The 13911-nt window shown below is 53.9% G+C and carries 12 protein-coding genes; 3 read left to right on the top strand and 9 right to left on the bottom strand.

Going from position 1 to position 13911, the window contains the following annotated elements; genetic code table 11:
• Nucleotides 1-15 precede the first annotated feature (15 nt).
• From FEF65_RS00745 to ychF, 3 genes are all read left to right on the top strand, one after another.
• Entirely contained in the window at nucleotides 16-612 is a 597-nt protein-coding gene (locus FEF65_RS00745) for a 50S ribosomal protein L25/general stress protein Ctc (protein ID WP_138237873.1), read from the top strand.
• An 8-nt stretch (nucleotides 613-620) separates the two neighbouring features.
• Entirely contained in the window at nucleotides 621-1196 is a 576-nt protein-coding gene (pth, locus tag FEF65_RS00740; RefSeq protein WP_138237872.1) for an aminoacyl-tRNA hydrolase, read from the top strand.
• 98 nt (nucleotides 1197-1294) lie between these two features.
• On the top strand, nucleotides 1295-2389 hold the full coding sequence (gene ychF / locus FEF65_RS00735; protein ID WP_138237871.1) for a redox-regulated ATPase YchF: 1095 nt from the start codon (nucleotides 1295-1297) through the stop codon (nucleotides 2387-2389).
• A 696-nt stretch (nucleotides 2390-3085) separates the two neighbouring features.
• On the opposite strand, the gene priA is transcribed toward ychF, so the two are convergent.
• The 9 genes from priA to FEF65_RS00690 all read right to left on the bottom strand — a co-directional run bounded on the left by priA (nucleotide 3086) and on the right by FEF65_RS00690 (nucleotide 13812).
• Complete coding sequence (priA, locus tag FEF65_RS00730; RefSeq protein WP_138237870.1) at nucleotides 3086-5203, bottom strand: replication restart helicase PriA; 2118 nt, start codon at nucleotides 5201-5203, stop codon at nucleotides 3086-3088.
• A gap of 8 nt (nucleotides 5204-5211) precedes the next feature.
• On the bottom strand, nucleotides 5212-7074 hold the full coding sequence (locus FEF65_RS00725) for a polysaccharide biosynthesis protein (protein ID WP_138237869.1): 1863 nt from the start codon (nucleotides 7072-7074) through the stop codon (nucleotides 5212-5214).
• Between the two features lie 75 nt (nucleotides 7075-7149).
• A complete protein-coding gene (locus tag FEF65_RS00720; protein WP_138237868.1) occupies nucleotides 7150-7446 on the bottom strand; it encodes a ComEA family DNA-binding protein in 297 nt (98 codons plus the stop codon).
• 113 nt (nucleotides 7447-7559) lie between these two features.
• Entirely contained in the window at nucleotides 7560-8693 is a 1134-nt protein-coding gene (locus FEF65_RS00715; protein ID WP_238701113.1) for an O-antigen ligase family protein, read from the bottom strand.
• Nucleotides 8694-8802: 109 nt separating this feature from the next.
• Nucleotides 8803-9972 (bottom strand): DegT/DnrJ/EryC1/StrS family aminotransferase, encoded by a 1170-nt coding sequence (locus FEF65_RS00710; RefSeq protein WP_138237866.1) that lies wholly within the window; start codon nucleotides 9970-9972, stop codon nucleotides 8803-8805.
• A complete protein-coding gene (locus FEF65_RS00705; protein ID WP_138237865.1) occupies nucleotides 9969-10610 on the bottom strand; it encodes an acetyltransferase in 642 nt (213 codons plus the stop codon). Before FEF65_RS00705 ends, FEF65_RS00710 begins: the two co-directional genes overlap by 4 nt.
• The gene (locus FEF65_RS00700; protein WP_138237864.1) at nucleotides 10607-11200 is read right to left on the bottom strand and encodes a sugar transferase; all 594 of its coding nucleotides are present in this window, start codon (nucleotides 11198-11200) and stop codon (nucleotides 10607-10609) included. Before FEF65_RS00700 ends, FEF65_RS00705 begins: the two co-directional genes overlap by 4 nt.
• Complete coding sequence (locus tag FEF65_RS00695) at nucleotides 11197-12330, bottom strand: glycosyltransferase (RefSeq protein ID WP_138237863.1); 1134 nt, start codon at nucleotides 12328-12330, stop codon at nucleotides 11197-11199. Before FEF65_RS00695 ends, FEF65_RS00700 begins: the two co-directional genes overlap by 4 nt.
• Nucleotides 12331-12594: 264 nt before the next feature.
• The gene (locus FEF65_RS00690; RefSeq protein WP_161595141.1) at nucleotides 12595-13812 is read right to left on the bottom strand and encodes a glycosyltransferase; all 1218 of its coding nucleotides are present in this window, start codon (nucleotides 13810-13812) and stop codon (nucleotides 12595-12597) included.
• Nucleotides 13813-13911: the final 99 nt, after the last annotated feature.

Genomic DNA, 13911 nt, shown 5'->3' with positions numbered 1-13911 from the left:
ATTACTGGAGGAACCATGTCAGATTTTTCTGTCGAAGCCGTGCTTCGCGACAACACCGGCCGCAGCGAGACCCGTCGTCTTCGCCGCAGCGGTAAGACCCCGGCCATTATTTATGGCGGCGGCAAACCTGATCTTGCCATTGCAATGGAGTACTTTGTTATTTCCAAGCTGCTGGACAAGGAAGAATTCCACTCTTCGATGATTGAAATCAACGTACAGGGTGCTGGTAAAAACACCGTGATCCTGAAAGATGCACAGTATGATCCGATCAAGGACACCGTGACTCACCTCGACTTTTTGCGCGTATCCTCTTCCGATACCATTACGCTTGAAGTGCCTGTCGTACCAGTGAACGATGCCAAGTGCCCGGGCGTTACCAAGGGCGGCCTGGTAGAGCTGATCCGTCACAGCCTGGAAGTTACCTGCCGTGCTGACTCCGTACCGGCTCACATTGAAGTGGATTGCTCCACGCTCAACATCGGCGACACCGTTCATATTGAAGATGTCGTTCTGCCTGCAGGCGTTGAAGTTCACCACGAAGTCAACTTCACCGTTCTCAACATTGCCGCCCAGAAAACTTCCGGTGGCGAAGCGGAAACCGAAGAAGCCTAAGCACACCTGTGCAACTGCTTGTAGGACTGGGAAACCCCGGCAGCAAATACGAGGAGACACGCCACAATATCGGCTTTCGTTTCCTCGATCTGCTGGCGAAATCAGAGGGGCTGCGCTTTGCTGCAGCCCCTCGTTTTCACGCTGAAACCGCCCTCTGGAACCGGGGCGATGATCGCGTGATGCTTGTTAAACCCCAAACATTCATGAACAACAGTGGCGAATCTGTTGCTGCGCTTGCCCGCTATTACCAGGTCAGCGCAGAAGATGTCATTGTGGTCTACGATGATCTTGATCTGCCTTCCGGCAAACTCAGACTCAAACATGGCGGCGGCCATGGCGGCCATAACGGCCTGCGCTCTATCAATCAGCACCTCTCGGACAGTAACTACATTCGCGTTAAAATCGGCATTGGCCGACCGGCCAGCGGCGATATCACCCCCTGGGTACTGGGACGTGCCGATGAGACAGACCGCGCCGATGAAGCACGCGCATTCAGCGCACTGAAAAAAGAGATCGACAGCATCCTGGCCGGGCAGTTACCACAAGCGGCCAACCGGATTCACCTTGCACTACAGGCATCATGACCTGATAGACCACTGTATATAAAACTGTTCATCGAGAATATAAAGACCGGTTTACGCCCCATCGGCGTGCAGCGGTTCACTAAAGAGGTTGAGTTATCATGGCACTGAGTATCGGAATTGTAGGCCTGCCAAATGTTGGAAAATCAACACTGTTCAATGCCTTGAATGGCGGCGGTGCTGAAGCAGCCAATTACCCGTTCTGCACCATCGACCCTAACGTGGGTATCGTGCCTGTTCCCGATCCACGCCTCGATGCTCTGGCTGAAATTGTCAAACCACAGGCCATGCAGCATGCCGTTGTGGAGTTTGTTGACATTGCCGGCCTTGTTGCAGGTGCAGCCAGTGGCGAAGGACTTGGCAACAAATTTCTCGCCAATATTCGTGAATGTGCTGCTATTGCTCATGTTGTACGCTGCTTTGAGGATGAAAATATCACCCATGTGGCAGGCAAGGTTCACCCTTTATCGGATATCGAGGTCATTGATACCGAACTGATGCTCAAGGATATGGAAACCGTTCAAAAGTCGGTGATCCGCATTGAGAAGCTCTGCAAGACCGGTGACAAGGATGCAAAAGTTCTGCTTGAGCTGCAGCAGAAGGTACTCAAGGGACTTGAAGATGGCATCACGGTGCGCAGACAGAAGCTTTCTGCCGCTGAGCTGGCCGGCATCCGGGATCTTTTCCTGCTGACAGCCAAACCGGTTCTGTACATCACCAATGTCGATGATGGCTCGCTTCCCGATGGTAATGCATTTGTTGAGCAGGTCCGCACCTATGCCGCAGAGGAAGGGGCGCGTGTGGTTGTGGTTTCAGCGCAGATTGAATCGGAACTGGCTGAAATGGATAAAGAGTCACAGATCGAATTCCTGAGTGATCTCGGGCTGTCCGAGCCGGGCCTGAACACCGTGATTCGCGAAGCCTATACGCTGCTTGACCTGATCTCCTATTTCACGGCCGGCGTCAAAGAGGTGCGTGCCTGGACCATTCACCGCGGAGACACCGCCCCGAAAGCCGCAGCTGTCATCCATAACGACTTTGAAAAAGGCTTTATCCGGGCTGAAACGATTGCCTATGCCGATTTTGTCGGCTTTGGTGGCGAAGCCAAGGCCAAGGAAGCCGGTAAAATGCGCCTGGAAGGTAAAGAGTACATTGTGCAGGACGGTGACGTCATGCACTTCCGCTTTAACGTCTAACGGCCCCATCACCAGCCTCGCATCACAAATCTTCAGGACAGAAGATTTGGACAGCCGACAGGCTGCCCGCAGGGGGTAGCCCCATGGATGGGGCTACATCACAAATCTTCAGGACAGAAGATTTGGACAGCCGACAGGCTGCCCGCAGGGGGCGAGCCCAGGACGGGCTCGCATCACAATCCGGCAGGACAGCCGGATTGGACGACCGTCAGGTCGCCCGCAGGGGGTAGCCCCATGAACGCGACTACATCACAAATCTTCAGGACAGAAGATTTGGACAGCCGACAGGCTGCCCGCAGGGGGCGAGCCCAGGACGGGCTCGCATCACAATCCGGCAGGACAGAAGATTTGGACAGCCGACAGGCTGCCCGCAGGGGGTGAGCCCAGGACGGGCTCGCATCACAATCCGGCAGGACAGCAGATTTGGACAGCCGACAGGCTGCCCGCAGGGGGTAGCCCCATGGACGCGACCACATCACAAATCTGCAGGACAGAAGATTTGGACAGCCGACAGGCTGCCCGCAGGGGGTGAGCCCAGGACGGGCTCGCATCACAATCCGGCAGGACAGCCGGATTGGACGACCGTCAGGTCGCCCGCAGGGTGTAGCCCCATGGACACGACTACATCACAAATCTTCAGGACAGAAGATTTGGGCAGCCTCAAAGCTGCCCGCAGGGGGTAGGCACACGATGTGCCTACATCATATCCTGCGGGTCGACATCAACGCGTCGCCTGACACCCGAGGGTACAGGCAACGTATCCAGCAGTGCTGCCAGCTTCCACGGCAACAGCTGCCGGGACACATCGCGCAGCAGTACTTCAAAACGATAGCGCCCGGCCACCCGCTCAAGCGGGCAAGGCATCGGACCGCTGATCATGACATCACTTAAATCATGACAACGACTGGCAAATGCTTCTGCCGCCTGAACAGCCCGATCCGCATGAGCTGCAGAAAACAGCACGCGCACCCAGCGCGCAAACGGGGGGTAATTCAACATGCGCCGGAGCTCCAGCTCTTCATGCATCGTTGCTTCCGCCTCGCTTTCACCGATGCGTGACAACCATGGCGCATCCGGCATGCGCGTCTGAATCAGCATGTGCCCCGGCTTGTCACCACGCCCGGCCCGACCGGTCACCTGTGTCATCTGCTGCCACCAGCGCTCCCCCGCCCTGAAATCAGGCAGGCTCATACCCTGATCCGCATTGATCACCCCCACCAATGTCACATGCGGGAAGTCATGCCCCTTGACCAGCATCTGGGTACCCAGAAGGCAATCAAGCTCACGTCGTTCAAATGCGGCAAGAATTTCGCTCAACCGCGTATGGCTGGTCACCATGTCGCGATCAAAACGGGCAAATCTCAGGGCCGGCAAATGCTCTGTAAGCCATTCATCCAGCTTCTCTGTCCCATCCCCCATCGGCATCAACGCCGGTTCGCCACAGGCCTCACAACAGAGCGGTACCCGTCTGGAAAAGCCACAGCTGTGACAACGCAGTTGTGCCGCTTTCCGGTGCAGGGTCAAACTCATCGAACAGGCTGGGCACTGCGGCACATCACCACAGGCACAACATTGTAAAGCCGGTGCATAACCGCGCCGGTTGAGAAACAGAATCGACTGATCGCCCGCCTCAAGCGTCTGTTGCAACGCATGCTGCAACTGCGGTGACACAGGCCCATCCACCTGTCGCATATCGATGATCTTCGGCTTCACCTGCAGAGCGTGAACAGCAATGCGGGAGGCAAGGTCAATACGCTGATAATGGCCGGCCTCTGCCTGACGCCAGCTCTCCAGGCTCGGCGTTGCGGAACCCAGTACAATCGGGATATTGAGCTGCTGAGCCAGAAGAACAGCCATATCCCGGGCGGAATAGGCAATACCATCAAGCTGCTTGAAACTGCCATCATGCTCTTCATCCACCACAATCATGGAAAGATGCGGCAATGGCAAAAACAGAGCGGAACGGGTTCCTATAAGAATATCGGTGTGATCAAGATGCTGACGCACAGCCAGACGCTCCCGCTCGGTCATGGCAGAGTGCCATACCGCCACCCGGGCAAACCGGGCCTGCAGTCGGGCGATCCACATTGGGGTCAGTCCGATTTCAGGGACAAGTACCAGTACGCGCCCCCCCCGGCGGATCATTTCGGCGGCGGCACGCAGGTATACCTCGGTTTTCCCCGAGCCGGTACATCCAAACAGTAAAAAGGGGGTAAACCCAGCCGCGCCAGTCACATGATCAACCGCAATCGTCTGCGCTTCTGTCAGCTGCAGTTCAAAAGGCTTGCCTTCACTATGCTCCAGCAGAGGCTTCTGAATCACCTCATTAAGTAAGCCGGCGTGACAGGCCGAATGCACAGCATGCACAAGTGGAGCCGTGACAAGACCGGCAGCCATTTTTTTCAGCGACAGGGCCCGCTTGTTGATAAACAAGCCTGCCAGTAAGGGATATGCCTTTTCAAACGCACCAATATCAGGACAACGAAAGCGACGGTGATCATCATGTGCAGCCCATGCCAGCGCCAGTTGCCAGACCTCCCCGTGAGTCGCCAGATAATAGCGCCGCACGCGATCCAGCCATTGCATTCTTGCCGCATCATAAAGTGGCTGTACATCCAGCCGATCCGATATCGTTTTTAACTCCACACCTTCAGGGGCTGAGCGGAGCAGCCTTAAAACAACACCGTTACGGAACCCTTTACCAAACGGGACCCGCACACGAATACCGGCACACGCCTCCCCCAACTCCTCCGGCCAGCTGTAGGTAAAGCTGCCGGGCAGAGGTGAGAAGACAGCAACCTCAACACAGGCAATAGCTGCGCTCAGTGGAGCTCCTTCTGCAACAACTCTGATGCGAATTCCGGCACCAGGGTTGTCAGGTGCTGATGAAGACTACGCACATCACGCTGCTCACACGCACCACGCAGTGTTTGCAACTCCTGTTGCATCATCTGCCAATCCACCTCCCGGCTGCCGGAGAGCATAATTTTCGGGTGCGTCGTTGCCATCAGCTTTTCCGAGTCATGGAACAGCTCTTCGTAAAGCTTCTCCCCCGGCCGCAAGCCGGTAAAGCTGATCTCGATATCACGTCCGGGCTCAAGACCGGTGAGTCGAATCATCTGCTCAGCCAGATCGACAATCTTTACCGGCTTACCCATATCAAGCACAAAAATTTCACCACCCTGCCCCATGGTCGCCGCCTGCAAAATCAGACTGACCGCCTCGGGAATGGTCATAAAATAGCGGGTAATATCCGGATGCGTCACCGTAATCGGCCCCCCCGCCTCAATCTGTTTGCGAAACAGCGGCACAACCGAACCTGCAGAACCAAGTACATTGCCAAAGCGGGTGGTGATAAATGCGGTTGCCGGACTGCGCCGGTTCAGATTCTGGCAATAAATTTCAGCGCACCGCTTGCTTGCTCCCATGACATTGGTCGGATTGACAGCTTTATCGGTAGAGACCTGAAGAAATTTTTTCACACCACATTCAACAGCCAGATCGGCAAGCTGACAGGTGCCCAGCACATTGGTTTTAATCCCTTCTGCAGGGTTTTCCTCAACCAGTGGCACATGCTTGTAGGCTGCGGCATTGAAGACGACATCCGGTCGAAAATGGTCAAAGACCCAGCGCATACGGGCTGTATCGCGAATATCACCCAGCACCGGAAACAACCGAATGCCATCCGCATCACTGATTTTGGTCAGCTCATGATCGATGCTGTAAAGATTGAATTCGCCATGGTCGAGCAAAACAAGCGTGGATGGGTGATAGTGCAGCACCTGCCGGCACAGTTCGGAGCCAATCGAACCGCCGGCACCGGTGATCAGCACCACCTTCCCGACAAGTAGCTGATGGATACAGGACTGATCCAGTTCAACAGCATCCCGTCCCAGCAGATCCTCAATCTGGACCTGACGCAAACGGGACACCTCCACCTTGCCATCCGCCAGATCAGCGACTGATGGCAGGGTTCTGCAAGGAATATCATGGGCCTGGCACTGCTTCACTACCTGTTGAATCAGCTGATGCGATGCCGATGGCAATGAAAGCAGCACGACCTCAATCTCATGCTGCTCAATGATTGCCCCCAGAGCGGACAACGGACCAAGCACACGCACACCATGAATCTCCTGCCCTTGCCGGCGCCGGGCATCATCAAGAAAACCGACAGGCTCATAGGGGCCTGACTTGAGAAGATCGCGAACCAGCAGCTCCCCCGCCTCACCTGCTCCGATCAACAATGCCCGTTTGCGGGCAAATGCATAAAGCCTGAGATTACGATCCTTTAACCAGCGATATAACAACCTGGGCGTAGCAAGCCCCATCATGAGCAGCCCCGGGTAAAGCACAAGTACCGAGCGCGGAAGTCCTTCCAGCCGCTGCAGCACAAACATGGTGATAAAACTGAGTAGCGTGGCAAGTAGAACCGCTTTCACAATCCGGATCAGATCCGGGATAGAGGCAAAGCGCCAAATCCCCCTGTACAGGCCGAATAACCAGAAGGTAATGGCATGCACTGGCAGCGAAATCAGGATGGTCAGTTGTAACGGGCGGACATATTCCAGAGGAATCTCCCCCAGGTTAAAGCGGAGCCAGAATGCCAGCCAGACAGCAAGTGGAATCCAGGCAAGGTCGTGGACCATAACCAGCAGCGGGTTCCGCAATGATTTAAACATATTCATCCGAGCCATGCTTCATAAAAAAAGTGGCGGAGCAATCGTATCCTGCTGATTGCCCCGCCACTACAGTCGAGATGGTCAGTTATGTGACTCAGACTCAAGCGGTTTTACTACCGTAAGGAACGATTTGATATGAACGAGTTTTTTCTCACCAATCCCGTTGACATGAGTCAGTTCGTCAAGCGAAGTAAAAGCACCGATTTTATTCCGGTAGGCCACAATGGCCATGGCTGTTTTTTCACCGATGCCCTTGACCTCCTGCAACTGCTCAACCGTTGCAGCGTTGATATCAAGCTGATGATCACCGGCAAAGACCGGCGTCATCAGCATCATCACGGCAACGGCCGCGGATGTAATGATGTTTTTTGCTCTCATCTCCTACCCCCTGGTTATGATTGCGTGCTATCGCCCCATCAGGGCCGGATAACCACAGGTAGATTATAGACATTAAATCATAGCGTAGAGCAAAAGCTTGTGCTCACAGGTCATCAAGCTCTCTCAGCCATGGATTCGGATAACCCGGCGGCTGTAACCACAAGTGCAAAAATGGTTGAGAAATGCTCTTCAAGACTGGCTGAAGATAAACCATGAATAAGCAGTGCTACTCCCGTCAATCCTGCCAATGGCAACACAGAAGAGCTTCTCCACGGTTGAGACATGCCTGCAGCAAGCCAGAAATAAAACAAGGCTAATAATGAGAAAAAACCCAACAGCCCCCATCGAACCATGACCAGTAAATATTGATTATGGGGATGTACCAGATGCATTACTGCTGCACCATGACTTGCCTGCCATTTGAGCACTGCTTGAGGAAAGCCCCCCGTACCCACGCCCAATACAGGATACTGTAACCAGATCTGATAACTGATTTTCCACCATGCGAGACGTGCCGTTGCCGAGGAAACGGCAATCTGCTCCTCATAGTCCATGGCCTGTGGTGCCGTCCCAGTCAAAGCCTGCCAGGTTCCAACCAACCGCTCCTGGCCGGGTCCTGTCGCCATGAATATCGACAACAACAGAAACAGCGCAAGCAAACCGAATAGTACGCGCCGGTTCCCTGTTTCCCGCAACCATTTGGCCGCCACCAGCGCAATTGCCACAAATGCCACCAGATAACCACTCTTACCCTGCGCCATAAAAACCATAAACAACGCCCACATAGCCAGAAGCCAGCAACTACTGCGCAGCCAGCCATTTTTTTGCATGCCTAAGTGAAGCAACCATGCCGCCCATATACCGTAGATAAAGCCAAAGCTCGTATGTCCGATGCGACCTGTGGCATTGCCTGCTGTTGATCCAGCAACAACACCGCCCAAATCAACGATACCAACCATCTGCAACACACAGTAGACAAGGTTAAGTGTCAAGCCGAGCGACAACGTCGCAAGCAGGAGACGGCGCGCCTTTGTATCAGTCAACAGGACCAACATGACAGGCAGCGTCAACCAGAACCAGTGGCGACCAAGAATTCTGCCCCCCCAATGGGGATCAATACTCCACATCAGCCCCAACGGCACCAATAACAGGTACACGAAAAGTGCCATAAACAACAGTCGATAATGGTGGCAAAAGCTCACCACCCCCTGCCACCACAAACCTGAAAAAAGACCGGCAGCCAACATCAGTGCCAACCCGACATTGGTCGCAGCCACCGAAAATGGGAAGCAGAGTGCGGCAAGACAAAACATCAGTAGCGCAACCGCAGGCAACCCGCGCCAGCCAGGCATAAGCTCAGGCCACGGCATCCGCAAACACCTCCCGAATCACAGAAATCGTACGCTCGATATGCACCACCTGCAGCGTCGGGTGAAGTAACAGCGCCAGACTTGTCCGACCTGCACGTGCGGCATTCATCAGGGGGTAGCTTGTACGCATCATCGGTGCAAATGCCTGCTCACGATATATTTCACTGCAGCTGCCATGAAAACATGGCACCCCTGCACTCGCAATTGCATCAATGATACGGTCCTGACTCCAGCCATCGCGCAAGCGTTCAATTTCGATAAAAGCATAAAAGCGATAACCGGCATGCACGATACCAGCCTCCGGCCGCGGTATCTGCAACCCGGCCACATCAGCAAGACCTGTTGCCAGCATATCGGCATAGTGACCGCGCACCTCCAGCCATCCGGGCAATTTCTTCAGTTGAATCCTGCCGATCGCGGACTGCATCTCCGTCAGGCGCCAGTTGCTACCGAAGGTTGTACAAAGCCAGCGATGGCCGGGCTTGTGCTCACGATGAAAGACCTGTTCGTAATCACGACCGTGATCCTTGAGTGCCCACACCTTGCGCCATGCATCCTGATCATCCGTCACCAGCATACCGCCTTCTCCTCCGGTCGAGATAATTTTATCCTGACAGAATGAAAAGGCAGCAGCATGACCGAACGACCCGACTTTACGGCCATTGATTTCAGCTCCATGCGCCTGGGCACAATCTTCGATCACCTTCAAACCATGCACTTCAGCATAAGCCATGATAGCAGGCATATCGCATGGCCAGCCGCCCAGATGCACAACAATAATCGCTCTGGTTTTTTCGCTGCGCGCCGCCTCTATCGTTTCAACAGTCAGATTCCCACTACATGGATCAATATCTGCCACAACAGGGGTTGCACCACGCATCACCGCACTACTGGCTGTCGCGATAAAGGTTCTGGCCGGCACAATCACCTCATCGCCATCGCCAATTCCCAGTGCGTAGAGGGCAGCCTCCAGAGCCAGCGTACCATTGGCCAATGCAATGGCATAATTGACACCAATATAGGCAGAAAACTCGGACTCAAACGCCGTCCCCTGATCACCACTCCAATAATTAACCTTACCTGAACGCAGCACTGCATCGACTGCAGCCACTTCATCCTCGGCATAGCATGGCCATACCGGAAACTGTTCCTTCATGATTTATTCCGCCGTGAAATAATCTCTCTGGCCGGCACCCCGGCCACAGTCATCCCGTCTTCTATATCGTCGATCACCGTTGCTCCGGCGGCGACCATCACTTCGCACCCAATCGTACGACAATGAATCACCGAACAACCGATCCCGAGCCAACTGCCATCACCAATCACCACCTCTCCTCCGAGATGAACACCAGGACAAATATGAACACCTGCACCGAGCCGGCAATCATGGTCCACACTGGCACCGGTATTAACGATGCAGCCCCGGCCCAGCCGGGCATCAGCCTGCACCGTAGCATTCGCCATAATCACAGTACCACCAGCTATTTTTGCTGAAGGACTGACCCAGGCGGAGGGGTGAACAACGACAGGAATCGCAAACCCAAGTGATTCTACCATCTCCAGCCAGCGCAAACGTGTAACGCTATGGCCGACAGCCACAATGGCATCAGACCATTCAGAGGAAAACACACTGCAATCATCAATACTGCCTATCACTGGCCAACGCAGACTGCCGTTGAGCAGGCTATGGCGATCATCAAGCATGGCGATCGCATCCCACCGTCCACTTGCCTCGGCCGCTTCTGCCAGCACCTTGCCATGCCCTCCGGCCCCCAGTACCAACAGTCTGCTCATTGTTTAGAACCCCGGAACTTTTCCATTGTCGCATGCCCCTGCTGCGACACCCCTTCCGAACGCAACACCTTACGCACAGTCATCCAGAGTATTTTGAGATCGAGGCGGAATGAGTGATGTTCCACATACCAGACATCGCAGGCAAATTTCTCTTCCCAGCTGATGGCATTGCGACCATTGACCTGCGCCCAACCGGTAATACCCGGCCGCACCTCATGGCGTCTGGCCTGCTCCGGCGAATAAAGTGGCAGATACTCCATCAGCAGTGCTCGCGGCCCCACCAGGCTGATATCTCCACGAACCACATTGAAAAGCTGAGGAAGTTCATCCAGGCTGTAACGACGCAACAGCTGACCAAATGGCGGCAGGCGCTCACCATCGGGCAACAGCTCACCTGAACTGTCACGGGCATCCGTCATGGAGCGAAATTTGTATATAAAAAACGGTTTGCCATGCCAACCCGGCCGCTGCTGCCGAAATAGCACAGGAGAACCGAGCTTGATACGAACAAGCAAAGCAAGCAGCAGCAATACGGGCCACAGAATTAACAGCGCGCATACTGCAATAAACAGATCAAATACTCTTTTCATGACAAACCATCATAGTAGTCGAGCCAGGCCTGAACCAGCCGGGAGGTTGAGAAATCACTGCGCGCGCGCAACAGCGCTGTGGCGCCCATCTGCCGACGTAAATCAGCATCGGTGGTCAACCGGGTGATCGCAGCGGCAAGACCTGCATGATCACCCGCTTCAAACAAAAGCCCTGTTCTCCCCTCCGCAATGGCATCCGAAATACCATAAATACGTGAGCCGATAGCAGGGAGCCCGCAGGCAGCCGCCTCGATAATAACGCTGCCAAAACCCTCGCGGTAACTGGGAAGACAAAATATATCGGCCATCGCAAAAAATGCCTCCGGTTGATCGGTATAATCGATGCAGTGTACCCGACCGGCATATTCCCCCTGCATGGACAGCACGCTCGCCTTCATTCCACCTTCGTCAGGACCAACCAGCAGCAGATGCAACTCAGGCAGCGACGGGGCGACTCCGGCAAAGGCTGACGATAAATCGAGAATCCCTTTGTCACGATTTAGACGCCCAAGAAACAGCAATACTACCGCTTCATCCGCCAGCCCTAATTCACGGCGTTTTTCGGCTCTGATGGAGGAATCCGGCCTGAACCTCTCGCTATCCACACCACTGATCGAACCTTCGGCGAGCACAGCCAGCTTGTCGGCACGGGTAACACCCTGAGCAAGAAGAAAGCGACGCTGGGAGTGGCTGTCGGCCAAAAGGTGTGACGCAGATGCAGCCAGAAGGCGATCCATCGATTTCAACAGCAAGCGCGAGAAGCCACGTCGAGTGGCCCAGACCTGACCGGTAAATGTATGAATACGATAGCGCACACCGGCAAGTCTGGCCGCCAACATAGCCAACAATCCTGCTTTCGGTGTGACCGAATGGACAAGGTCAAATTTTCTCTTCCTGAACAGACTGAAAAGCTGCCATAAAGCAGTCAGGTCACGCCAGGGGTGAATATTCCTCTCAATCGCAACAGGAACCACGTCGACATCTATACCATAAGGAGAAAGAAAGCTGCTGTCATTGGTCTTGACCACAACTGTCACATCACAACACTCACTCAAGGCTCTGATCTGCTCGATCAAAAAGGCCCTGATCGTCATCTCGCTGGCAACAACAATGCAGACTCGTTTTATCACTCACCACCCAAACTGACATTCAGACACCGCCCGGTCCCCTGCTGACGGATCGTTCCGAATGAATATTCTGGAAAACATTTGTGCCTTCAATATAGAGATGCGCACCAACATGGCAACGCCAGGATCAATCACCTGTCAAACAGCGCTGTATATACCATAAATATCACACATCCCCCCCTCATGAAGCCTCTGCACTAAAAACGATAAAAGCCATCTATGCAACAGCTGAGGATAAACATACTGCTAGCGACATCCTGCAAAAACTCACTTGCCTGTCAGGGTCTGCAGAAAAGAGGCAAGGCGACGCGTCTGCTCCTCACGGGAAAACTCTCCGACATCCACCTCTGACTGTGAAATGTCCCCCTGTGCATCCTTCAGAGCCAGACATCGGGCCAAGTATTGTGCGATCAGCTGCGGTTCGGATGTCACCATCCCTGCATCTTTTTCACTAATAAGCTCAGCTGCAACATTATCACTGCCCCCAACGACAAGAATGGGGCGCCCAGATCCCAGGTACTCGAACACCTTACCCGTAAACACCCCTTTTTCCTGCGATGAATTCCACAACAGCAGGAGCAGCAGATCCGCCTCACACTGAAGCCGAAGTGATTGTACATATGGAACAGGAGGGTGAATCTGTACCAGATGCCCAACACCAATCGATCTTGCCATCTCCCGTGCCGACTCGAGATATCGGCCATAAAAATTTACTCTGATACGATCAGATCCGAGGATTCGCAGCGCCTCAAACAATGGCCCGGGATCCCTTCGTCCGGGATATATCATTCCGGTATAGTTAATATGCAATAAACCATCAGTACTTCTACTGACATCCGACGGGTAATCATCCGGATCAAAGCCATTAGTAATCACTATAACCGGAAGATTAAAATACTGTTTCAATGTATCCGCCAGTGGTTGTGAAACAGTCACCAGGCCGGATGCACTTGCTAACACTCTACGCTCCCAGATACGTTCAAGCTTCTGGCGCCATACAGGAAAATCATTATAGGGGTTATCGACCCACAAATCGCGAAATTCTGCAACCCATGGACAACCCGATATTTTGGCTAACCGCCGGGAAACCAGCAGTGAAGTAAAGGACGGAGCACTGGCATAAATGATGTCCGGCTGCCAGTTTTCACACATGGCCTTGCCGGCTGAAAGCGCCGGGAATAACCAGCCTATCTGGGCATCGGGCAAGTTAAACAAGTGCTTATATAACTTTCCAAGCCAGCGTAATACTGCGACCTTACCTGCTTTGCCCTCACTGATTCCCTGCGAGGCCACCACATCCTTGCCCCCAACAAACCACTGAACTGGTTTGTTTACATTCCACCACCTGGTTCGAACAATAGAGGACTCACCAATTTCAACCTGTAAAGTTTCCGGGAATGATTGCTCTTTTGCCGAAAGAACGCGGACATCGTGCCCCATCTTTTGAAGAAATTTAGCTGTCTTTCCAACCCGGACAGCAGCCATACAATTGAACGGAGGAAAGTAATATGAGACGATTAATATACGCATAACTTACCCTGGTTCCTCCGGTCATCATAGTGCCTGACAGAAAAGCGGGGCACC

The sequence above is a fragment of the Mariprofundus erugo genome, from assembly GCF_005818865.1.
Classification (GTDB): Bacteria; Pseudomonadota; Zetaproteobacteria; order Mariprofundales; family Mariprofundaceae; genus Mariprofundus; species Mariprofundus erugo.
The sequence above is the reverse complement of the archived record's forward strand: the minus strand, read 5'-3'. Positions and strand labels throughout refer to the sequence as shown.

Bases quoted from the DNA above. Each gene is read 5' to 3' on its own strand.
- FEF65_RS00715 (WP_238701113.1), bottom strand. From the start codon at position 8,693: ATGTTGGCTGCCGGTCTTTTTTCAGGTTTGTGGTGGCAGGGGGTGGTG.
- FEF65_RS00705 (WP_138237865.1), bottom strand. From the start codon at position 10,610: ATGAGCAGACTGTTGGTACTGGGGGCCGGAGGGCATGGCAAGGTGCTG.
- ychF (WP_138237871.1), top strand. From the start codon at position 1,295: ATGGCACTGAGTATCGGAATTGTAGGCCTGCCAAATGTTGGAAAATCA.
- FEF65_RS00690 (WP_161595141.1), bottom strand. From the start codon at position 13,812: ATGGCTGCTGTCCGGGTTGGAAAGACAGCTAAATTTCTTCAAAAGATG.
- FEF65_RS00710 (WP_138237866.1), bottom strand. From the start codon at position 9,972: ATGAAGGAACAGTTTCCGGTATGGCCATGCTATGCCGAGGATGAAGTG.
- FEF65_RS00725 (WP_138237869.1), bottom strand. From the start codon at position 7,074: ATGAATATGTTTAAATCATTGCGGAACCCGCTGCTGGTTATGGTCCAC.
- FEF65_RS00700 (WP_138237864.1), bottom strand. From the start codon at position 11,200: ATGAAAAGAGTATTTGATCTGTTTATTGCAGTATGCGCGCTGTTAATT.
- FEF65_RS00720 (WP_138237868.1), bottom strand. From the start codon at position 7,446: ATGAGAGCAAAAAACATCATTACATCCGCGGCCGTTGCCGTGATGATG.
- FEF65_RS00745 (WP_138237873.1), top strand. From the start codon at position 16: ATGTCAGATTTTTCTGTCGAAGCCGTGCTTCGCGACAACACCGGCCGC.